The sequence below is a fragment of the Devosia sp. LjRoot3 genome, from assembly GCF_964252865.1.
Taxonomy (GTDB): Bacteria; Pseudomonadota; Alphaproteobacteria; order Rhizobiales; family Devosiaceae; genus Devosia.
Genome location: NZ_CAXUPK020000003.1, coordinates 1 through 20,889, shown reverse-complemented (window position 1 = coordinate 20,889; position 20,889 = coordinate 1). Strand labels below are relative to the sequence as shown.

General features: G+C 57.8%; 17 protein-coding genes. 8 read left to right on the top strand and 9 right to left on the bottom strand.

The genetic code is table 11. From position 1 onward, the window contains the following. The first annotated feature begins 213 nt into the window (after positions 1-213). The 5 genes from ACSQ2A_RS11100 (at position 214) to ACSQ2A_RS11080 (ending at position 6,461) form a co-directional block, all read left to right on the top strand. The gene (locus tag ACSQ2A_RS11100) at positions 214-1,443 is read left to right on the top strand and encodes an ABC transporter substrate-binding protein (RefSeq protein ID WP_436072299.1); all 1,230 of its coding nucleotides are present in this window, start codon (positions 214-216) and stop codon (positions 1,441-1,443) included. A gap of 169 nt (positions 1,444-1,612) precedes the next feature. Then, positions 1,613-2,515, top strand: coding sequence for a carbohydrate ABC transporter permease (locus ACSQ2A_RS11095; protein WP_436072298.1), 903 nt, complete (start codon positions 1,613-1,615; stop codon positions 2,513-2,515). After that, positions 2,512-3,339, top strand: a complete 828-nt coding sequence (locus ACSQ2A_RS11090; protein WP_353920187.1) for a carbohydrate ABC transporter permease — start codon at positions 2,512-2,514, stop codon at positions 3,337-3,339. The genes ACSQ2A_RS11095 and ACSQ2A_RS11090 overlap by 4 nt, the downstream gene beginning before the upstream one ends. After that, positions 3,336-4,391: an ABC transporter ATP-binding protein gene (locus ACSQ2A_RS11085; RefSeq protein WP_436072297.1), complete on the top strand. Its 1,056-nt coding sequence runs from the start codon at positions 3,336-3,338 to the stop codon at positions 4,389-4,391. Before ACSQ2A_RS11090 ends, ACSQ2A_RS11085 begins: the two co-directional genes overlap by 4 nt. Positions 4,392-4,553: 162 nt before the next feature. Next, positions 4,554-6,461 carry a glycoside hydrolase family 127 protein gene (locus ACSQ2A_RS11080; RefSeq protein WP_436072296.1) on the top strand — a complete coding sequence of 636 codons (1,908 nt, stop codon included), beginning with the start codon at positions 4,554-4,556 and terminating at the stop codon, positions 6,459-6,461. Between the two features lie 172 nt (positions 6,462-6,633). On the opposite strand, the gene ACSQ2A_RS11075 is transcribed toward ACSQ2A_RS11080, so the two are convergent. Beyond that, positions 6,634-7,206: a helix-turn-helix domain-containing protein gene (locus ACSQ2A_RS11075; RefSeq protein ID WP_436072295.1), complete on the bottom strand. Its 573-nt coding sequence runs from the start codon at positions 7,204-7,206 to the stop codon at positions 6,634-6,636. Between the two features lie 69 nt (positions 7,207-7,275). On the opposite strand from ACSQ2A_RS11075, the gene ACSQ2A_RS11070 reads away from it, so the two are divergent. Beyond that, positions 7,276-8,466, top strand: a complete 1,191-nt coding sequence (locus ACSQ2A_RS11070) for a glycine C-acetyltransferase (protein WP_436072294.1) — start codon at positions 7,276-7,278, stop codon at positions 8,464-8,466. Beyond that, positions 8,466-9,503, top strand: a complete 1,038-nt coding sequence (tdh, locus tag ACSQ2A_RS11065) for an L-threonine 3-dehydrogenase (RefSeq protein ID WP_436072293.1) — start codon at positions 8,466-8,468, stop codon at positions 9,501-9,503. Before ACSQ2A_RS11070 ends, tdh begins: the two co-directional genes overlap by 1 nt. A gap of 607 nt (positions 9,504-10,110) precedes the next feature. Here tdh and ACSQ2A_RS11060 read toward each other — a convergent pair. The 7 genes from ACSQ2A_RS11060 to ACSQ2A_RS11030 all read right to left on the bottom strand — a co-directional run bounded on the left by ACSQ2A_RS11060 (position 10,111) and on the right by ACSQ2A_RS11030 (position 19,436). Next, positions 10,111-11,919, bottom strand: coding sequence for a TniQ family protein (locus ACSQ2A_RS11060; protein ID WP_436072292.1), 1,809 nt, complete (start codon positions 11,917-11,919; stop codon positions 10,111-10,113). Continuing rightward, on the bottom strand, positions 11,913-12,986 hold the full coding sequence (locus ACSQ2A_RS11055) for an ATP-binding protein (RefSeq protein ID WP_436072291.1): 1,074 nt from the start codon (positions 12,984-12,986) through the stop codon (positions 11,913-11,915). The genes ACSQ2A_RS11060 and ACSQ2A_RS11055 overlap by 7 nt, the downstream gene beginning before the upstream one ends. Continuing rightward, on the bottom strand, positions 12,979-15,171 hold the full coding sequence (locus ACSQ2A_RS11050) for a hypothetical protein (protein WP_436072290.1): 2,193 nt from the start codon (positions 15,169-15,171) through the stop codon (positions 12,979-12,981). The genes ACSQ2A_RS11055 and ACSQ2A_RS11050 overlap by 8 nt, the downstream gene beginning before the upstream one ends. Further along, a complete protein-coding gene (locus tag ACSQ2A_RS11045; protein ID WP_436072289.1) occupies positions 15,164-15,850 on the bottom strand; it encodes a hypothetical protein in 687 nt (228 codons plus the stop codon). Before ACSQ2A_RS11045 ends, ACSQ2A_RS11050 begins: the two co-directional genes overlap by 8 nt. 712 nt (positions 15,851-16,562) lie before the next feature. Continuing rightward, positions 16,563-18,494, bottom strand: coding sequence for an AAA family ATPase (locus ACSQ2A_RS11040; protein WP_436072288.1), 1,932 nt, complete (start codon positions 18,492-18,494; stop codon positions 16,563-16,565). Continuing rightward, on the bottom strand, positions 18,494-18,817 hold the full coding sequence (locus ACSQ2A_RS11035; RefSeq protein WP_436072287.1) for a DUF6634 family protein: 324 nt from the start codon (positions 18,815-18,817) through the stop codon (positions 18,494-18,496). Before ACSQ2A_RS11035 ends, ACSQ2A_RS11040 begins: the two co-directional genes overlap by 1 nt. A 7-nt stretch (positions 18,818-18,824) precedes the next feature. Next, positions 18,825-19,436 carry a hypothetical protein gene (locus tag ACSQ2A_RS11030; RefSeq protein ID WP_436072286.1) on the bottom strand — a complete coding sequence of 204 codons (612 nt, stop codon included), beginning with the start codon at positions 19,434-19,436 and terminating at the stop codon, positions 18,825-18,827. A gap of 173 nt (positions 19,437-19,609) precedes the next feature. On the opposite strand from ACSQ2A_RS11030, the gene ACSQ2A_RS11025 reads away from it, so the two are divergent. After that, a complete protein-coding gene (locus ACSQ2A_RS11025; protein WP_436072285.1) occupies positions 19,610-19,936 on the top strand; it encodes a helix-turn-helix domain-containing protein in 327 nt (108 codons plus the stop codon). On the opposite strand, the gene ACSQ2A_RS11020 is transcribed toward ACSQ2A_RS11025, so the two are convergent. Further along, positions 19,882-20,598, bottom strand: a complete 717-nt coding sequence (locus ACSQ2A_RS11020; protein WP_436072284.1) for a hypothetical protein — start codon at positions 20,596-20,598, stop codon at positions 19,882-19,884. The two genes, ACSQ2A_RS11025 and ACSQ2A_RS11020, sit on opposite strands and share 55 nt — an antisense overlap. Positions 20,599-20,889 lie beyond the last annotated feature (291 nt).

The following is a 20,889-nucleotide window of genomic DNA, read 5'->3' as shown; positions in this document are numbered from 1 at the left end:
GAGGTCGAGTCCGCATTTATGACGTGGCAAGCCGCGCCGGCGTGAGCGTCGCGACAACCTTCAAGGCACTCAACGAATCTTGCGGCGGTAACGCTGCAGTTACGGAACGTCGCGGAGGTCTAGTCATCGCCGCCGACTAAGCGCTGCTTTGGGGCAGGAGGGCCCTGTGCAGCATTTTTGCGGCGATTGTGCCGCTCAGGGGAGGAGAACCTGATGAAACTGAACGCATTTGGACTGCTGGCTGCTGTCAGCCTTGGCGCGATGAGCCTGGCGACGCCCGCCTTTGCGCAGGTGACGCTGAAAATCTGGTCGATCGACGGGGTGGACCGCGTTGGTATCGCCGATACGTTCTCCAAGGAATTCGACGAGGCCAACGAAGATATCGTCGTCGAATACCGCGCCATTCCGTTCGACGATCTCGTCAACGAAACGCTGCGCGCCTTCGCGACGGGCAATGCGCCTGACATCGTGTCCTTCGACAATCCAGACTTTGCACTGTTCTCGTCGCGTGGGGCGATGCTCGACATTACCGATCGGATCGCCAATTCGACCGAGATCAAGGCCGAGAACTATTTCCAGGGGCCGCTGAACTCGGTTTCGTGGGACGGCAAGTATTTTGGCATTCCCAAGTACACCGACACGATCGGCGTTTTCTACAACAAGGACCTGTTCGCCAAGGCCGGGATCACCGAGCCACCCACGACCTGGGCGCAGCTGGTTGAATATGCCGAAAAGCTGACCGATCCGGCCAACAACGTCTATGGCGCGACCTTCTCGGCGCGTGCGGGCGAAGAGGGGACGTTCCAGTTCCTGCCGATCATCCAGATGTCGGGCGGCGGCTATGACAATGTGGCGACCGATGGCGCGGCCGAAGTGCTCGATATGTGGAAGAAGATGGTCGACAACGGCTGGGCTTCCAAGGACGTTTTGAGCCTTGGCCAGTGGGACTCCACCGGCACGTTCAACTCGGGCAATGCCGCAATGGCGATTTCGGGCCCATGGGAAGTCAACCGCATGGTGGAAGACGCCAAGTTCGACTGGGGCGTGGCACTGCTGCCGACGATCACCGAAGGCGGAGAACGCTCCTCGGCTCTGGGCGGGTTCGACTGGGGCATCATGTCGACCACCAAGCACCCGGATGAAGCCTTCCGCGCACTTGAATATTTTGCTGCTCAGGACCACCGGATCTTTGAAGAATTCGGCTCCATTCCGGCGCGCAGCGACATCGAATTGCCGGTGACCGGCATTGCGACGAAGGACGCCGCGCTCAAGGTGTTCAAGGAGCAGCTCCAGTATGCCCAGCCGCGTGGTCCGCATCCGGAATGGCAGAAGATCTCCAAGGCAATCTACGACGCCATGCAGCAGGCACTGACCGGCCAGATGCCGTCCAAGGATGCGCTGGCACAGGCCCAGACCACCATCAACGGCATTCTCGGGAAGTAAGGACCCGTCGGGTGGGGCTGCGTCTGCCGTACCCCCACCCTTGATCCCTCCCCACAAGGGGGAGGGAGACGATGGAACTTTGACGCCAAGGCGAGCGCCTCCCTCCCCCTTGTGGGGAGGGAATGAGGGTGGGGGTGACCGGGGAACCGGGGCCACCGTTGGAGGTCTTATGCGACGATTTTTGGCTTCCCTGCGCGATGGCGTGGGTTTTGATATTTTGCTTGTCGGTGCGGCGATGCTGTTTCTCATCGCCATGGCTGGATTGCCGCTGATCTACAATGTGCTGATGAGCTTTCAGCAGGTGGACATGTTCACCCTGGGCTCGCTGATCAGGCCGTGGGCTGGTTTCCAGAACTACATCGATGTGGTGCGCGAACCGGCATTTTGGCTGGTGACGAAAAATACCTTCATCTTCGTCTTCTTCTCGATGGGCGGCCAGTTCATCATCGGCTTCGCGCTGGCGCTGTTCTTTGCGCAGAATTTTCCGGGCGCCTCGACCATTCGCGGCCTGTTCCTCGTTTCATGGGTGATGCCGGGCCTGGTGGTCGGCGCGATCTGGAGCTGGATCCTGGCGGGCGATTTCGGCGTGCTCAATACGATCCTCAAGGGTCTCGGGATCATCCAGTCGAACGTGTTCTGGAAGTCCGATCCGGCTTTTTCCATCTGGGCCGTGGTCATTGCCAATATCTGGCTGGGTCTCGCCTTCAACATGCTGCTGCTTTCGGTTGGGCTCGCTGCCATTCCGCGCGATCTCTATGAGGCCGCCGAACTCGATGGCGCCAATGCCTTCCAGCGCTTCTGGACGATCACGCTGCCGATGATGCGCTCGACGATCGGCGCGGTTCTGTCGCTGGGGCTGATCGGCACCTTGCAGCAGTTCGACCTCTTTCCCGCAATCACCGAGGGCGGCCCGGCCAATACCTCAACGGTTGCCCAATACTGGTCCTGGCAGATGAGTTTCCAGCTTTACGATTTCGCCAAGGGCGCCACGATTTCGGTGATGATGCTGGTGCTCGTGCTGATCGCGTCCATCATCTATGTGCGCTCCACCCGCCATGAGGTGCGCGGATGACCCGGCCCTATATTCCCTGGCTGCTCGTCGTCGTCGCCCTGGCGCTGGCCGCGGTCTATCTCTTCCCGCTTTACTGGATGTACGTCACGAGCTTCAAATCGGGCTCGGAGATTTTTGCCAATCCGCCCACCTTCTGGCCGCGCGAGATCGACCTGTCGATCTATCCCAATGTGTGGACGCGGCGGACCATGCATGTGTTCCTCTGGAACTCCACGCTGATCGCAGCGGGTGTCACGGCCATTACCGTGATCTTTGGAACCGGCTGCGCCTATGTACTGGCACGCTACCGGAACGTTTGGGTCGATATCGGCCTCTTCTCGGTGCTGATGCTGCAGGTGCTGCCGGCCTCGGTGATGGTGACGCCGCTGTTTGTCGCCTTCAACCAGTTCGGGTTGCTGAACTATCCGCGTACTGCGGTCGTGCTGGCGGCGGCCGCCAAGGCCATGCCGTTCTTCGTCGTGCTGGTGCGCGCAACCTTCATGACCGTGCCGCGTGAACTCGAAGAGGCGGCGCTGGTGGACGGCAACTCGCGCGTTGGGGCGTTCTTCTCCATCGTCCTGCCGCTGGCGCGGAACGGCATTCTGGTCTGCGCTATCCTCACCTTCATGAGCTCGTTCGGCGAGTACATCTATTCCAAGTCGATCATCCAGGACCCGTCCTTGCAGCCAGCCAGCGTTGGTCTCTCGGGCTTCCTTGGACCGAACTCGACCGACTGGAACGCCATCATGGCCTATTCGGCGATCTATGTGACGCCGATCCTTGCCGTATTCGTCCTGCTGCAGCGCCGTATCGTCTCCGGCCTCACCTCGGGAGCACTCAAATGACTGCCCAGATCGAACTGAAAAATATCGACAAGCATTATGGCGCTTTCCACGCGCTGAAGAATGTCAGCCTCTCGATCGAGAAGGGGAGTTTTGTGGCGCTGGTCGGGCCTTCGGGTTGCGGCAAGTCCACGTTGCTGCGCTCGATTGCGGGGCTCGAAACCATCACCTCGGGCGATCTGCATATTGCCGGCAAGGAGATGACCGGCGTGCCGCCGCGGCATCGCGACATCGCCATGGTGTTTCAGTCCTACGCGCTCTATCCGCATATGACGGTGGAGGAGAACCTGACCTATTCGCTGCGCCTCCATGGCGTGGGGAAGGCCGAAGCCAAGGCCAAGGCGGCCGAGGTGGCGGCAACGACCGGGCTTTCGGCGCTGTTGTCGCGCTATCCGCGGCAGCTTTCGGGTGGGCAGCGGCAGCGCGTGGCCATGGGCCGGGCGATTATCCGTAATCCCAAGGCGTTTTTGTTCGACGAGCCGCTGTCTAATCTCGACGCGGCGCTGCGCGTGCAGATGCGCAAGGAAATCCGCGCGCTACACGATCGGCTGGGGGCGACCTCGGTCTACGTGACGCATGACCAGATCGAAGCGATGACCATGGCCGATTGGGTGGTGGTGATGCGCGACGGGATCATCGAGCAACAGGGGCGGCCGCTTGATCTCTACGACCATCCTGTCAATCGGTTTGTTGCCGGGTTTATCGGTTCGCCGGCGATGAATTTTGTCGACGGTGTCATTTCCGAAGATGGTCGTGGCGTTGTCGTGGGGGCGGGGGATCGCATTCCGCTGGCGCGGCAGGCCGAGCCAAATCGTAAGGTAGTTGCCGGCGTGCGCCCTGAAAATCTGCGCGTAGCGAAAGGGGCGGCAAGCTTTCACTTTGAGGTCGGCAATGTGGAGTCGACCGGCTCGGCGACGTACCTGACGTCCAAAGATGGTGCCCTGCAACTGGTGCAGACTGAGCGGCTTGGTTTTTCAGTGGGGGACCGGGTGGGCCTCGATATCGATGCGGCGCTGGTGCACCTGTTTGACCCACAGAGCGGGGCACGGATTTAGGCTTTTGTTTTGCTGCTCCCACCGGCTGTCATCCCGGCCTTGAGCCGGTATCCATCTTGAAATCTCAGGATGGGCCCCGGCCTTCGCCGGGGTGACAAACGGGGAGGGACAGAACCCCAAACTCCAACCAACTCTTTGCTTTATAAGCGAAAAGGTTTTCTCATGTCTCGTTATGCTCCCGTTCCCTTTCCCGATGTGCGGCTGGAAGGAAAATTCTGGCATGAACGGCTGGAGACGGTGCTCGATCGCACGGTGCCCAGCCAGCACAAGAAGCTGGGTGAATATGGCATTCTCGACTCGCTGAAACTGCCGAACCCGCCGCCGCCGCTGCGCTTTCCGCGCCACAATAACGGGTTCACCGTGCAGGTGTTCTGGGACAGCGATGTGGGCAAATGGATCGAAGCGGCGAGTTATGCGCTGGCGCATCGGCGCGATGCCGATATCGAAGCCAAGATCGAGGCTGCGGTGGACGATCTTGAGAAGGCGCAGGCCCCGGATGGCTACCTCAATTGCTGGTATCTCGGGCGCGAGCCGGAGAACCGCTGGACCAATCTCCGCGATAATCACGAGATGTATAATGCCGGGCATCTGCTGGAAGGTGCGGTGGCCTATTTTCAGGTAACCGGAAGGCGACGCTTTCTCGATGTGATGGAGCGCTATCTCGACCACATCTATTCGACCTTTGGCACCGAGGCCGGCAAACGCCGGGGCTATGACGGGCATGAGGAAATCGAGCTGGCGCTGATGAAGCTTTACTACCTCACGGGGGAGAAGAAGCATCTCGATTTTGCGACGTACATGATCAACGAGCGTGGGCGCACGAACCCGCACTATTTTGATATCGAGCGCGAGGCTCGCGAAGGTGGCGACGCCAAGCAGCGCTATGTCTTTGGGAACTACGAGTATTCGCAGAGCCACAAGCCGGTGCGCGAGCAGGAAAAGGTGGTCGGCCACGCCGTGCGCGCCATGTATCTCTATACGGCCATGGCGGACCTGGCGGCGGAGCTGAACGACCCGGCGCTGAAACGGGCCTGCGAGGTGCTGTGGGACGATGTGATGGAAACCAAGATGTATGTGACGGCGGGCCTTGGCCCCTCGGCGCATAATGAGGGCTTTACGCATGACTTCGATCTGCCCAACCAGACGGCTTATGCCGAGACTTGTGCCTCTGTGGCGCTGATCTTCTGGGCGCAGCGCATGCTGCATCTCGATCTCGATGGGAAGTACGGCGATATTCTCGAGCTCGCCATGTTCAACGGCGCGCTTTCGGGGCTGAGCCGGGATGGCGAGCACTACTTCTATGCCAATCCGCTCGAGAGCGACGGTACGCCGACGCGGTGGGATTGGCATACCTGTCCGTGCTGCACGATGAATGTGTCGCGGCTGGTGGCCTCGGTTGGTGGGTATTTTATCTCGACGTCGAATGACGGGGTGGCCTTCCATCTTTATGGTGGGATCGGCTCCACGGTGGAGATCGGCGGGCAGAAGGTCGCGCTCAGGGAAGTGTCGAACTATCCGTGGTCGGGCGACATCAAGATTTCGGTCGATCCGGAAACGCCGGCGGCGTTCGATGTGAAGCTGCGCATTCCGGGCTGGTGCCATGGGGCGACCATCGCGGTGAACGGGCAGAAGGTCGAGGCAAAGGCTGAGAATGGTTATGTCACCATTCACCGCACCTGGGCCAAGGGCGATACCATCGCGCTCGACCTGCCGATGCCGGCGGAGCGGCTTTATTCGCATCCGGGCGTGATCATGAATGCCGGGCGCGTGGCGCTGAAGCGGGGGCCGCTGGTTTATTGCGTCGAGGAAGTCGACAATCCCGGTGGGCGCGTGCAGCGGTTGAAAATCAAGCGAGATGCGGCGCTGGAGGTGAAGACCGAGGCGGGGCTGTTCGATGGCGTGGTGACGCTGAAGGCGGCAGCGACGGCGATCGATGAGGGGGAATGGTCGGGGCTCTATCGGACCAAGCCGCCGGCCGAGCGCGAGGCGAACCTGACGGCTATTCCATACTATCTCTGGGCCAATCGCGGGCAGGGGAGCATGGTGGTCTGGATACCAGAGGTGGTTTGAGGCGGTCGCCAGATCTGCTGGCAACGCAATAGCCTCCGCCTCCACCAATCGTCACCCTCGGGCTTGACCCGAGGGGGCTACACCTACCGCGCCACCATCAAGTGCAGCGTCCTCGGGTCAAGCCCGAGGATGACGTTCCGTGGTTGGACGCGATTTTTGCGTTCAACGCCTTCTAGCCGCGATAGTGCACGACCATCAGCGCTTTTGCGGGAGCGGTGGAGTCATTGACGATTTCGTGGGGCAGGTCGGCTCGGTAGCGGGCGGTTTCGCCGTTGGCCAGTTTCTGGCTACTGCCGCCGCTGATGACAGTCAGGCCATCGGTCCAGGCGGTCAGATGTTCGGTGGTGCCGGCCGAATGCGGCGAGCTTGCAAGGCTCTTGCCGGCGGCGATTTCCACTTCATACCACTCCACCTGACTCGCCAGGTTCGGCGGGCTCAGGATCCGCAGGGTCCAGTCGCCTTTGGGCGAGCGGATTTCGGGGGTGTGGGCGACGCTCACCACTTCGATGGTTTCGGCCTGCTTTTGGCTGATGCCGCCGCCGACTAGTTCCGACAGATCGAGTTTGAGCGCCTGGGTGAGGCCCCAGAGCACGGCGAAGGTCGGGTTGGCCTCGCCGCGTTCGATCTGTGACAGCATGGATTTTGAAACTCCCGAGCGGGCAGCCAGTTGTTCCAGTGTCAGGTGGCGGGCCTTTCGCTCGGCCTGAATGATGGGCCCTAGCTGAGGCGCGGACTCGGTACTCATAGAAATTCCATTGTAACGGATTTCAACATCCAATATATTGGAATTTCCATTATAGCGGAGGATGCGGCGGTGGATAGCGGATTTCTTGATCATGTGACCTCGGTTCTGGCCGAGATCGAAGCGGCGGGCCTGCGCAAGACGGAGCGCGAGATTTCCGGGCCGCAGGGCGGGCGGATTGCTGTCGGCGGGCGCGAGATGCTGAACCTTTGCGCCAACAACTATCTTGGGCTGGCAAACCATCCGGATATTCGTCGCGCGGCGGCAGAGGCGCTGGACAGCCATGGGTTTGGCATGGCTTCGGTGCGCTTCATCTGCGGCACGCAGGATCTGCATCGGGAGCTGGAGCGGCGGATCGCTAGATATCTCGGCAAGGACGACGCTATTCTCTTTGCGGCATGCTTCGATGCAAATGGCGCGCTGTTCGAGACGCTGCTCGGGCCGGAAGATGCCGTTATCTCCGACTCGCTCAACCATGCTTCCATCATCGATGGCGTGCGGCTGAGCAAGGCGAAGCGCTATCGCTATGACACGTCGGACATGGATGCGCTCGAAACCCAGCTCAAGCAGGCTGAGGCCGATGGTTGCAGGTTCAAGCTCATCATTACCGATGGCGTGTTTTCGATGGATGGGCATGTCGCCAAGCTTAGGGAAATCTGCGCGCTGGCCGAACGGTTTGGGGCGCTTGTGGCCGTGGATGATTGCCATGCCACGGGGCACCTGGGCGAAAAGGGCAGGGGCACGCCGGCGCTGACCGGCGCGGGGAGCGGTGTCGATATTGTTACGGGTACGCTGGGTAAGACGCTGGGCGGCTCGATGGGTGGGTTCATCGCGGCGGCGCAGCCGATCATCGATCTCTTGCGGCAGCGGGCGCGGCCCTATCTCTTTTCCAATAGCCTGGCGCCGGCCGTGGCCGCCGGGTCGCTGAAGGCGATTGATATTGCCGAGGATGCGGATGACCTGCGGGCCAAGCTTGCGGGGCACGCGGCAAAATTCCGCAAGGGGCTGAGCGAGGCGGGCTTTTCGCTGATCGATGGGCAGACGCCGATCATTCCGGTGATGCTGGGTGATGCAGTGCTGGCGCAGCGCATGGCCAAGGAACTGGATGCTCGGGGCGTTTATGTCGCCGGGTTCTTTTATCCGGTGGTGCCGCAGGGCAAGGCGCGTATTCGCACGCAGATGTCGGCGGCGCTGACCGATGAGGATGTGGATTTTGCAATTGCGGCTTTTGGCGACGCCGGCCGCGCGCTGGGGGTGATTTGATGAAAGCGCTGGTCAAGGCAAAGCCGGAACGCGGCATCTGGATGGAAGATCGTCCGGTGCCGGAAATCGGGCCGGATGACGTGCTAATCAAGGTCAAGAAGACCGGCATCTGCGGCACGGACGTCCACATCTACAATTGGGATGAATGGGCGAGCCGCACCGTGCCGGTGTCGATGATCACCGGGCATGAATATGCCGGGGAGATCGTCGCGGTGGGTGGCAATGTGCGCGGGCTCAAGATCGGGCAGCGTGTTTCCGGCGAGGGCCATGTGGTCGGCGGCAATAGTCGCGCGGCGCGGGGCGGGAAGTATCATCTCGATCCCGATACCAAGGGGATTGGTGTCAACCTGCCGGGGGCGTTTGCCGAGTTCGTGCGTATTCCGGCCTTCAACGTCGTGCCGCTGCCGGACAGTGTTGACGACGAAATCGGGGCCATTCTCGATCCGCTGGGCAATGCGGTGCATACGGCGCTGTCGTTCGACATTGTCGGCGAGGATGTTCTTATTACGGGCGCTGGTCCCATCGGGATCATGGCTGGAGCAGTCGCGCGGCATGTTGGGGCGCGGCATGTGGTGATTACCGACATCAGTCCGCAGCGGTTGGAACTGGCGGCGAAGGTCGCCGATGTGGTGCCGGTCAATGTGGCGCAGGAGGATCTGCGCGAGGTCATGAACCGGCTCGGCATGCGCGAGGGTTTTGACGTTGGGCTCGAAATGAGCGGTGCACCCGCGGCGCTCGACCAGATGATCGACCATATGGTGATGGGCGGGAAGATTGCGCTGCTGGGTATTCCGGCGCGGCCGTTTCCGTTTGATCTCGGGAAGATCGTGTTCCGCATGATCACGCTCAAGGGGATTTATGGGCGCGAAATGTTCGAGACCTGGCACAAGATGCTGGCCATGCTTGAAAGCGGGCTGGATGTGCGCCGGGTGATAACCGGGCGTCGTCCTGCGGGCGACTATGCGGCGGCGTTCGAAGAGGCTGCGTCCGGGACGGGCGGCAAGATCGTGCTCGATTGGGAGAACATCGGCTCGTAGGGGGAAGTGTCTTCTTCTGAGTTTGTCAGTACCCCCACCCTCGTTCCCTCCCCACAAGGGGGAGGGAAGGCCGACTGATAGGCCCTGGTTTCGAAGCTCGGCAAAAGGCCATTTATCGCTTATTCACCAAATCAGCCCAGACTCAATATTGCGCTGGGTACTGCGTATGCGCTCCAATATTGATCTATAGGTGCGCCCGTGAATTTTCCGGTTTTTATGAGCCTCTTGTCCGCGACTACTCTTGCCGTCCTTTTGGGTGTGCCGCTCGGTAGAGTATTCATGCGTCGTCGGCGGCGTTGGTAGCGCTCTTCACTTTCCATAGATCGATCTAGGCCAACTGGCGGCCGGCCGCTGCGCACACCGCGACAGTCGCCGCGCCAAATGTAGGAGTCCGTCGTAATCCCGAGTCTGGGACACTGATGGCCCCCCGGAAATCCGGGCTTTTTCGCAATGGCAGTCTGATAATCCCGACATATATCCGTCGAAAAAACCGACATATGTCCGTTGGCATTCCGAGTCTGGATATCTGCCCAAGACACCGAATCCTGAGTCCCGGGAATAAAAAAAGCCCGGCATGTGCCGGGCTTTAATTACCGATTTGGTGAGGTCAGGGGAAGCGACTTCGCAGATAGAGGTGCACGTTCGGTGGAAAGCCTGCTTCGGAGAAAATGCCGTTTCGTTTGAGTTGGGCCTCCATCATTCTGCCGTTTAACCCGGCTGCTCGAGATAGATCACGCAGACTGACGTACTTCTCTTTGAACGCCCGGTAGACATCGAGATCAACCACGCGCTGCATTTCGTTGCGCATCTTCGGGTAGGGCCGCCACGTGGTGGGCAATTGTTTCCCAAGCATTTGAACCAAACCCGCATGTGGCACACCGAGATCACTCCCTATCTTGGTGATCACCATTCCGTCGATCTCGGGCTTAGCTGTAAGTGCCAGCAACTCAGCCGGATCCACCAGGATAGATGAATACCCCTCTTGCCCCGGGATTTGGCCGATCGTTTTCAGCTTCCCGGCCAGAATGTATTCAACGACATCACCTTGGCTGACTTGAGCCCTTCTTGCGGCGCGATTGATCGGTAGCAGGCCGTCGGCTGGCAGTTCGTTGACGCAACCAGTCAGGCTTCCGACAAAGGCATCCAGGTCGGCCGGATCAAAGACCAAAGCCGTGGCTGCTGTCTCACAAATTGGCTTGATGAGCCCTTTCCCGAGAAGCAGTGGCCAGACCTGCCGCTCGCAGTTGATGTGTTTCATCCCGTCCTTGGCTGTCAAAGCCCGGCCGAGTCGTTCGAGGAGTTGTAGATTCGGTTCGGCAGGAAAAAGCAGATGGTGATGATACTTCGATCCATCATCGTTGATGACACCCAGGGCACTCAACTGGGCACGCAGAACATCCTTATGGATCCCGAATTCGCGTGCAGCTGTGTATACTGAATGGACCTTCCGTTTTTTGACGATACGGCGCATGACCTGATCGCCGGCTCCCACCGGCGTTGTCTCTTCGACATGATCGCGCATGATATCCAGCACCGCCTCGACATCTGGATCGCCGACATGTGTTGCCCACACGTAGATATTGCCGAAATCAGTGTTCGCACCGTCCCGAGCATGCCGATCAGCATCGTCTTGAAGAGTGCTCAGAAGTTCGCGGAAAGCTGGTACACCGTGTTGGAGGACCTCGAAGCCAGACTGACCTGAAAGGCGCAGCTCACCTGGACTGAGGCTCGCGTAAGGCTTGTCGCGGCCAAGACGGATCACGGTGCCGACAATTTCACAGAGCCGAAGAGCTGTGCTGAAGCCGAGCTCGTCCAACCATAAACTGCCTCGCGAATTTAGCCGGCCGTGAACATAGCGCTCGAAGTCGGTCGCGGGACGTCGCTCCAGGGTCGCCGCAATTGATGAAAGTTGCGGCACCAAGGGCAGCACATGGCCAAAGAAGTCATATTGCTGCGGACCAAAGCCGACCCCTACGCTGGCCAGCTCGATGTCGTGATGCACACAGCTATAGACCTGGGACACAAGCCATGCACGGCGGCCGTATATCGCCAGGTGTGGCCGTCTTTTGCCGAGCTTGGTTGCCTCCTCGATGTCTTCCATCAAGCACTGAGGGCAAAACCTGGTCTCCCGGCGAGCGCGAGTGGCCTTGCTCAGCTTTTCGTCGCCGATAAACATGTCCGGGCCACGTCGTAAAATGGAGGCTTCCAGCAGTCGTTCAGGGTCTTCGCCGGAAAGTTCGGCGATCTTCTTGATCGATTCAACATGGCCGCCGGTGAGCTCAAGCAGTGGCGCACCCATGTCATTGCAGAAATCTGTTGTATCAGGCTGGAAATTCAAAGCCGCAAGCTGGCCGACATAGCTGAACATCGTCTGTTCAGGCTGCAGCGGGGCGGAAATACGGAGATGCTTTACCATGGCGTTAGCTCCCGGCGGAGGCGACGTTTTGGGGCGGGTGGAGGAGACGTGATGACCCGGACACGCTGGAGGACAGTGTCGATGCCTGACCAGTCACCGGCGATGAAAGGGTTGTCGTTGTCGGAACATTTGACGATTGCTTCGTAGCTGCTTGCGAAGTGCTTCATCGCGAGCTGATCGGAACGGGTGAGCAAGGCTTCCCGGATCGCTTCAATCACGAGATCGCATGTCCAGCCGAGTTGGCGCGTTCCGGCGTGAACGAGCCGCCCCATCAGGTGTTCAAGAGAGGCATCAATACCGAGCTCGGCCTTGCGAAGGTATTTTGCGATGACGCGTTTCAGGTCGTCTTGGTCAGCTTCTGCCGACAGGTCAGGACAGTCCACATCCAGGAAACGCCGGCGAAGTTCACGGGTCGTGAACATGCCCTCGATCTCCGGCGTCCCGGACAGGATCAGCAGCGGTCGGTGAGCGTGCCCCATCCAGCGTTTGAATGTGAGCTGGAGCAGTTTGAGTGTCTTCTCACCGCCAACGGCCAGATCATGACTTTCGTCGATCCACAGCCCTAAGACACCGAGCTCTTCCGAGAGATTTCGTGCCTCAGACCAGATGTCGGAGAGGGCGGAATCCTTATTGATTCCTCGATTCCCGCGGTCCGTTTTTTGGGGATACATCGTTCGGACGACTGCCAAGCCCAGTGAGCGGTTCGTAACTGGGGAGGGCACCTGGATTGCGAGGAGGTTGCTGGTCTCGGAACCATATTCGTGGATCATCGGGTGGGTCTCGAAAAACTCGCGAAGCATGCGGGACTTGCCGAAGCCGGACGGTGCCTTAACCAGCAAACCGGCCCAGCGCCGTTCGGGTGCACCGGACTCCTTCTCCTCCAAGAGTCGCTCGAATTGTTCGTTGAGAGATGCATCGCGAGACGTATTGATATACATTTTGCGAAGCTCGCTAATCTTGGCCTTCACGGCTGCCAGGTGAGCAACGTTTGAGCCCTGTTCGACCTCGTATTCGTCGTCAACAGGATCCCAGGCATCAAGACTAATATTGCGTACGTTTTCAGCCATTTTTCACTGACCAATTCTTCTTGCCGCCGGGTTTTTTGGCCGCGGGAGTTTCAACAGGGGTGGGGACAGGCGCTGCAAGCAGCAGTGGGTCGGAGTTGTCAGGCGCGATCTCGAAGCCCAGGGCACCGTCGGCGACGTCCATGTCGTCCTCGGCGTGCTGGTACTTTCCGAAGATCTGACGTTCACCTTCTTCAATCATCGCCAAAGTGACTTTGGGTTTGCCGATGTGATCGTCCGGGAGTTCGTCCTCATCCGTCTCCTTGAGGCGCTGCCGAGCCCGTTCCTGAACGTCACGCATGTATTTCTTCGCTGCACGGCGAGCGGCACTTCGCTTTTTGACGTCGTCGTCAGCGATCGACTTCTGGAGTCGGCATGCAGCAAGATATTCCATTGCGCTCTTCCCCCTCATGTCGGAGTCAAGACAAGCTGCCTCATGCCACGCGGTACCAAATTTGACTGATATGAAGCCCAGATCGTCAGGGTCAGCGGCGATTTCGAGTTCGCCGTGACCATGAAGGTAATGGTTATCGACCAGGTCGTTGGTGTAACATTGGCCACAGTGCGTGATGCCGTAGCGAGTGGCCGGACGGGAACGGTGGATTCCGAACGTCACACGCCATCGATTACCATCCGGCAGGTGAGGAACCCCGTGCACAAGAACGAGGCGTTCCCACTCGCCCGCCGGCGTCCGACCATCTAGATCGCGGTGGGGTGAGTTGTGATAGAGGCCGGCGGCGCCAGCAACCATAACGTGGCATAACTCGTCCAGCGTCAGACGGGCCGTATCTTCAGGCATGTACTTTTCGCGATCGATGACGTTCGATCCTGTCCGGTCATCGAACTCGGCATAGATCAAACTGCCAAAGGTGCGAAAAAGTCGCTCGCCGACCCCTCGCTTGGCAGGGTCCGCCGCGGGTGCGTAGACGATTTCTGCTCCGAGATTGCTGATTGCCGTTCGCGTGTATTGGTCAATATTTGACGAACCCTGGTCCATGACGAACACGCGCGAGCCACCATGCTGATGCCAGGTGAGACCATGTCGGACCAAGGACCCAAGATGGTGGGTCTTATCCTGCATAATCATCTTCAGTGTGTAAGTTGTATTATCTCCATTACTGACCTGGTAGATTCTCATTGCAAGAATGCACTTTGTGACGACATCGATCGCGATGCCGATCATCATGCGGGCTTTTTTGACCTCTGACTTTTGCTCGGCCGTCAAAAGTGACCAGACGCCTGTCTCTGCGAACAAATTGAGCAGATCAACTTTGCTCTCGTCGTACTCAATACGGTCCATTGGGCCGAGGCGGTCCGAAGTGCCCCTCACGGCAGGAAACATTCGGATTGCAACATCTAGGCCGTTGCGCCCAACCGCGACCTGGAACGGGTCAAGGCCATCGATAGCCTTCGAAACCGTTTTGCGATCCGGCGCCTGCAAAAGCGCGATTTGGTCTGACGGCTTTATTGCCGTGAGCTGCTGCGCCAATAGTCGCTCGTTGCGCTCGTCGATTGCGTCAACGATATCCCGGAAGGTCGATTGCTTGGTGGCCGAAGGATTGTCGCGGTATTTGACCAGATGAATCGCTACGATGGCAGCAACGTCTGGATCTAGTCGACTACCTGGCCCAGCACGGAAGCGGCCGTCTCTCAGACCTTCAAGGCCATACTTGAGATAAACCCGACGCTTTTCGAGCAACACGCTGCCGCACGGGCGTTTGAAGAGGGAATACTCCGTGCCGCCGAGCCCACCGGATTTGTGAAGCTGTCGTTGGCGCATCTTTTCATCTGCGATAGCACCAAGGCCGTTCTCATCCATCTGCCGTTGCACCTCGACGGGATCGAGCGTGAAGCTGCCGGCAGCATGTTTCGTGATCAGTTCGAGAACTAGGTCCTCGTAGTATTGCATCCGCGTGAATTGTTTGAACGGAATGTCAGATGCGAATGCAACGCCCACTTTCGAGCGTAGCTCGGCCTGCAGCCGATCATGTAAACCCGGCTTGTGCTGAAAGCCGGGTTTACTTTGCAATGCGCGCCATTGATCATGATTGAACATGGCCGTAACGCCAGGTCGAGCGACCTCGCGGAGTTTTTGGCCATTCGCATCGCTGGTTTGAACCGTGTATTCGACACCGTCGATGGTTAGCCCGTCGTGATCGCCTAAGCGCTGCCAAGGTGTCTTAGCCATCGAGGCGCGCCTCCACCAGGGTGTCGATGGCAAAACGGCGCTTCTGGCACTTTACCAAGCGCCCGGCTCGAAAAAGTCGCACTGCGGATCGAAATGCACGGCCCTCAAGACTGGTGATGTCGGCAAGCGTGCGAACGGGAAAGGTTCCCTTGAGACCTTGCATGACTGACAAGACCGCTGCGTCAGCTTCCTCATCCGTGTCGCTGTTGCAGATATGCATGAGTTGAGCATCCTGAAGCTGAATGCGGCTGAAGCTCTTCTCCGTGACGATCTTGATCGGAAAGCCGGCGATTGCAGCAACACGGGCCATGTCACGCCGAAACTTGGTCGGGGAACCGTCGTCGTTCCAAACCTTCTTGTGTGGCTTGCATGCGAATCCGATCTGCCGACCGTCGGAATATGTCGCCAGGAAGTCGAGCGTGTGTTTGCGGGGAGTGCCTTCGATGTCGAGAAATGAGATCGCTGGCGGTTGCTCCCACACGTAATTCACGTTGGGATCCGCCAACAGCATATGGAGGCAACCGCGCTCAAGAAGGGATTCATACGCAATTATTTGGTCGATGCCGCCGAACTTTGCCACGAGGGCACCACGGAAGCTGTTACGGCCCGTAAGCGATATGGGGCGGGTGGCGCGGCTGCGTTCTGGGGGAATGAACGGAGAGGAGGGTGAAAAAGACATGAGTTCTCCTGCTCATGCCGCCCGACCATTGACACCGTGGAGGTTATCAAGGATAGTCGGGCCTGCATGAGGCCTTTCAGTTTCGTGTTGAGACATTCCCCGGTGCTGCCAAGCTTGTTGGGAAATGTCGGTTTTAAAAACGCCTCGGACTCGTCCGGGGCGTTTTTCATTTCTTCAGTTTCTTTGACTACGACTTGTGCCGTCGACGCTGTTGATGATGCTATATTTTACGCATCTGTCCAGCGACTCACCCCATTTTTTTGTCGTTCTTGTCCCCGGAAGTTGAGTCTTTCGAGTCCGCTATTGGCGTTTCTTAATGTTTTACATTAACTGCCTGGCGGGCTGAATGTCGTGCATCAAATGCATGACAATGGCATGTGCCATAGGGGCGCGTCCGTGATGACGTCTTTAAATCCTTAAGCGGATTTTTAAATTGCGAGACGAAACGCAGAGTCGAAAAATTTGATTCGTCTTGTCGAAAAGAAAATTTCGGATTTCAATGGTCTGTTGATCCAAAATGACGTCTTGAATCGTTTTTCGAACGCCAACGCGACTATTTTAAAGTGGTAGTGAACCGCTTTCTAAAATGCAGATTCGCTGGTTCGAATTCTTGTGATTTTTTCTCCTACGAGTGCAAGGGTTGGAATAATCGGCAGACCCTGCACAGATCGACTTTTTAGCAGTTGGCTGAGCGTTGTGCCGGATTGCGCCTTCAATGATTTACAGCTCGCACAGAGCCGGGCTTGTATTCAGAGAGGATATGGAGCACTCGGTCGGCATTCAAACGACGCTCATTCATCAAGGTTTTGACAAGCGCTTCCAAGGCTGGGCGATGCTTTCGCAGTTCAACTTCAACTTCGACAGCCAGGCTTTCTAAATCATCCTCGATTTGCAGTCTAAGCTCAGGATCGATCAGAAGGCTATCCACGGCCTGCTCTGGTGTGCATCGCCACCGAACGCGGGCATCGAGACCGAATGACATCGCAGCCATCGCAAGAAGTGATGTGGCTTGGTGGAGGTCGCTTTGCAGGCCTCCCCCTGATCCAGCCGACGGCTCTCTCATCATCAGCGTCTCCGCGCCTCTTCCACCGAGCAACACCTTGACCTGTTTTATCAGAGATTCCCTAGTCAATGCCGCCGTTCTCAGTGGTCGAAAATGCGTTGAGCCACCACTGCTTCCGCCATCTTGTTCGATGTCGACTGATACCAAAAGTTCAGGGCAATACAGAGCAGCGAGCAGGGCATGTCCGGCCTCGTGACTTGCCACTCGAAACCTTTCCCAATGATCCCGCTCATCAACCGGGACGATCGACGCCCGTAAATCGTCCAGTGTCATGTCGCGTTTGGCTCTCCGCGATATTCGTTTCGCAGATCTAACCTTTTCCATGATCACTGCAGGACTCATGGAGCGTGCAGTGCAGCGATCAACAATTTCGGTCAGATCTTTATCTGCGAGTTGATCGGCAAGATGATGCCTCAAGACACGGAGCGTGCCCAAGGAGTCTGGAAGGCCAAGAAAAACTTCCCTTTCGAAACGGCCCGGACGACGAAGAGCGGGTGAGATCGCATGAAGACGGTTCGTTGCACCGATCACGATTACGCCGCTGCGATCGGAAGTGGCTCCATCGAGAAGAGCGAGGAAATCGTTTACAACCGGAGACCACCATGACGTATTTCGGTCAATCTTATCCAAATCCGGGGTGGCATCCAGCTCATCTAGAAAAATCAGGCATGGCTTCTGTTGACGTGCCTTCTCGAAGAGATCCCTCTGAGCCTTCACGACACTATCAAGGTATCCGGCACTACTTGCAAAAAACTCCGCCATACTTGAGACAATGACGGGAATTCCCAAATACTGTCCAAGACTACGAGCAAATAGCGTTTTGCCAGTTCCCGGCGGGCCGTGAAGGATAATTCCTTTGTCGACCTCTTCGATACCAATTTTCCCTGCCAAGAAATCGGAGAGATCCTGCTTAAGATCCAGTGCCCAGCGTTGTGCCTGTCCGAATTCGATGGCCTCCTCCATATTTGGAAGATTCTCGCCGTTTCGAGCCAAGCTCCGCTTGCCCGCGATTGCTCGCTCGAACCGTCCGTGAATGTCCGAAGCCGAGTTTCCCGGCACGATCAGTCCACAAATCTCATCGAAATCAAGCAGCCCGAGATTCAGCTCGCTGAAGGACCGGGGAAGTCGTCCAATTGCGACCGTGCGAACGACCGCTGCGATCGTGGCCGGAGTGACCGCAATCTGCAGGGTATGATCAACGACGGTGTGGAACATCTTTGGCAGAAAATCCGGCGATGGGCTGATCGCAACCACGCCTTTACCCTGGCCCAATGCACGTGCGATCGCCGAGCCGTGCTCGTCACGCTTCTTGCCATCTACTTTCATGTGAACGCAGAGTTCGCCGCAAATATCCTCCACCGCAGTTGCGATATGCGGTACCCATTCCGAAGACGGAACAAGGACCGCGGTTGCACCCCCGCCACCGCCTGACCAGGCCTTCCTCAAATCCACTGACAGGACATTTTTGAGTGCTTGTTCTGCGACCAAGATTTGGACGCTGACTTCGGCATCGTGCTTACGGTTCGCCGGATACAGGCGCTTCATCATGCGGCGTGGGACTTCGTCTTCGATATTTGCCATTATGCATCCAGTCCGAAAAGTGATGCTGCACCGAGTAGATAGAAGCGCGAGTGGGTTCGGGCCCAGCCCGCTTGGCGATTAATCGCCAGAAGTCCGGATGTGACCACGGTCTTGCCGTCCTCAAGCTCCGGATGCCCGTAGATGACCCCAGTCAAAGCGGGGCGGGCTGCTCTGATCGCTCCCCAGCGCCGCAAAAGCGGAGCCTCGGACATAGACAGTGGGTCGGGAGGATGCCCAGCGGCAAGTTCGGCTAAATCGTAGGCAGCACGAGCCAATTGATCCGCTGTTGCCAGCGGATCATAGCCAAGAAAATCGATACTCATTTCGACCTCAGAGCTCTGGAGTGAGATTGATGATCGAGTGCGGCGTGATGCGCGAATTGAGATCGAGATACAGCGCCCCAGTGGTGACGAGGTGCAATACCGCCGATATCGGATCTCCGTGCTTCACCAAGCCGGCGAGGTCATAGATCGAAGCATCACCGTGCTCGATGAGGTGGCCAAGTATCGACATCCGATCCGTCGGGCTGACGTGGACCTTTGCTGTGCCACTGATGAGCATCGCGTTATCGAGGCGGGGCTGACGGCGGATGAAATTTTCAGGGACCAGGATGACTTGGTATCCGTGCGTAGCGCTCACCAATTTCACATCGTGAAAAACGGACATATCGTCTGATCGCTGCCATAAGCGACCGGGAACGCATATCAGGACCGCACGACGGCTTTTGATGCGAACTTCAAGAGCACAAAAGTCATGGCGTTCAAGCCCGAGCGCTATGCAGAGCTCGGAGACTTCGTCGTGCTCACCAACGAAGTGGATAGAACGGTGGCTCAAGAGCAAAGCTTCTGCGCTACGGCGAAGACGGTCCATGTCGATGCGGTAGCGCTTGCGCCGCTCAAGATCGAGGGTGTCGGCGGGAGTAAAGGGAGTAAAAGCGTTCATGTTTCCTCGCTGTTGAGGAATTGAAGAACGTCACCGGGTGGTGCGAAATGTAGGGTAGGGCGCTAAGCGCCAGGAGGGGCAGGGCCCTCGGTCAGGCGGGTCTAGTCGCTGACGATGGCTTCCCTATACGAAAAATACCCGCATGTCAAGCCACTTTACTCATGGTGGGTAGTTTGCATTTTACGGTTAGCCGTGGTGTTCTTCGCTCGATGTCACCAGAATCGATAACATCGGCGCAAATTCGTGCAGCTCGAGCGATGCTCGGACTGCAACAAGAACAGCTTGCGAAAAAGGCGCGCATCACCCGCAAGACTTTAGCCGGCGCAGAAAATGGCGATGCCCAGCCATTTGACTCGACGCGGCTCAAGATTAAGTTGGCGTTGGAAAAACTCGGTGTTGAGTTTCTTGAGCGAGACGGCGCCCGTGGCATTATGCTCAAGGCGCTTCAGCCTCCTGCAGTGACCAAGGAGTCAGGCCCCACAGGGCCGGGCGAGAGTTGAAGCCAACGATGCACGACCAGGTTCAGTATCACACCTACCGGGTCTTGGTGATGTGAAATCAGGTTTGCGCAATTCTCGACTGAACTGCCCTGACGCTTCACAACATGTTCGATTATTTTCTGCCGCTCACTACGGCTGGGTTTTAACGCCCTCGCCGAGGCCAAGGCTGTCGCCTTGGCGAGCCGCTGCTCGTTGAGGATCGAGTGGGACGGAATAAGTAAAACGCGATGGCCGTTCTGAGCAGCTTCTGCCTTGAGCGCGAGAAGTTTGTTAAAGAGCCTTTTCTTTTTCCAGACCCTGGACGGTGCGCAGATGACGCTGAAGATGCGGTTTCCGCAAAGCACCCGCAACGTGGCGATATCGAATCGACCAAAGCCAAGTTGCTTTGCCGGAATTTCGAGGCACGAGTCTGGACCGCAATTGATTAGAGTGATTTGCGATCGCACGACGATGCCCAGTGCGACCTGCAGTTCAGCATGCTCCCGTTTCCAGCGCAAAGATCGACCCTGCACTGCCTGGTCCGGAAAGCGGATGTTCCGTGGGACTTTCGCTCCACTTTTCGGTTTGATGTCATGCTCAATGTGAGCGCCCGGACTGATCTCGCCAAGCCCATTCGTGTCGCTGACGCCAATCATGCCTGCGCCTATAAAACCGCGGTCCATACTCAACCCAACTTAGTAAACTACCGAGGACGAAAGAATTTTTGTCCAACGGCGGAGGGCATACGGGGGAAGCGTTGGCAGCTCAAGTTCATAAAATACCCATCAAGGGTAAAGGTTAAGTATTTGTTTTTTGGTGCGCTTGGTATTGAATTTGTGGGTTCACCATCCTGGACAGGGGGAAGCCCTACGGATCGGCGATGTTCGTAGTGCGCGAAAACTTCTGCAGTTAAGGTTCGATTGGGGCGTAGATGACTTTAGAGCGAAGACGTGTTGATTTCCGCCGAGAAGTGA

Bases quoted from the DNA above. Each gene is read 5' to 3' on its own strand.
- ACSQ2A_RS11100 (WP_436072299.1), top strand. From the start codon at position 214: ATGAAACTGAACGCATTTGGACTGCTGGCTGCTGTCAGCCTTGGCGCG.
- ACSQ2A_RS11095 (WP_436072298.1), top strand. From the start codon at position 1,613: ATGCGACGATTTTTGGCTTCCCTGCGCGATGGCGTGGGTTTTGATATT.
- ACSQ2A_RS11090 (WP_353920187.1), top strand. From the start codon at position 2,512: ATGACCCGGCCCTATATTCCCTGGCTGCTCGTCGTCGTCGCCCTGGCG.
- ACSQ2A_RS11085 (WP_436072297.1), top strand. From the start codon at position 3,336: ATGACTGCCCAGATCGAACTGAAAAATATCGACAAGCATTATGGCGCT.
- ACSQ2A_RS11080 (WP_436072296.1), top strand. From the start codon at position 4,554: ATGTCTCGTTATGCTCCCGTTCCCTTTCCCGATGTGCGGCTGGAAGGA.
- ACSQ2A_RS11075 (WP_436072295.1), bottom strand. From the start codon at position 7,206: ATGAGTACCGAGTCCGCGCCTCAGCTAGGGCCCATCATTCAGGCCGAG.
- tdh (WP_436072293.1), top strand. From the start codon at position 8,466: ATGAAAGCGCTGGTCAAGGCAAAGCCGGAACGCGGCATCTGGATGGAA.
- ACSQ2A_RS11060 (WP_436072292.1), bottom strand. From the start codon at position 11,919: ATGGTAAAGCATCTCCGTATTTCCGCCCCGCTGCAGCCTGAACAGACG.
- ACSQ2A_RS11055 (WP_436072291.1), bottom strand. From the start codon at position 12,986: ATGGCTGAAAACGTACGCAATATTAGTCTTGATGCCTGGGATCCTGTT.
- ACSQ2A_RS11050 (WP_436072290.1), bottom strand. From the start codon at position 15,171: ATGGCTAAGACACCTTGGCAGCGCTTAGGCGATCACGACGGGCTAACC.
- ACSQ2A_RS11045 (WP_436072289.1), bottom strand. From the start codon at position 15,850: ATGTCTTTTTCACCCTCCTCTCCGTTCATTCCCCCAGAACGCAGCCGC.
- ACSQ2A_RS11040 (WP_436072288.1), bottom strand. From the start codon at position 18,494: ATGGCAAATATCGAAGACGAAGTCCCACGCCGCATGATGAAGCGCCTG.
- ACSQ2A_RS11035 (WP_436072287.1), bottom strand. From the start codon at position 18,817: ATGAGTATCGATTTTCTTGGCTATGATCCGCTGGCAACAGCGGATCAA.
- ACSQ2A_RS11030 (WP_436072286.1), bottom strand. From the start codon at position 19,436: ATGAACGCTTTTACTCCCTTTACTCCCGCCGACACCCTCGATCTTGAG.
- ACSQ2A_RS11020 (WP_436072284.1), bottom strand. From the start codon at position 20,598: ATGGACCGCGGTTTTATAGGCGCAGGCATGATTGGCGTCAGCGACACG.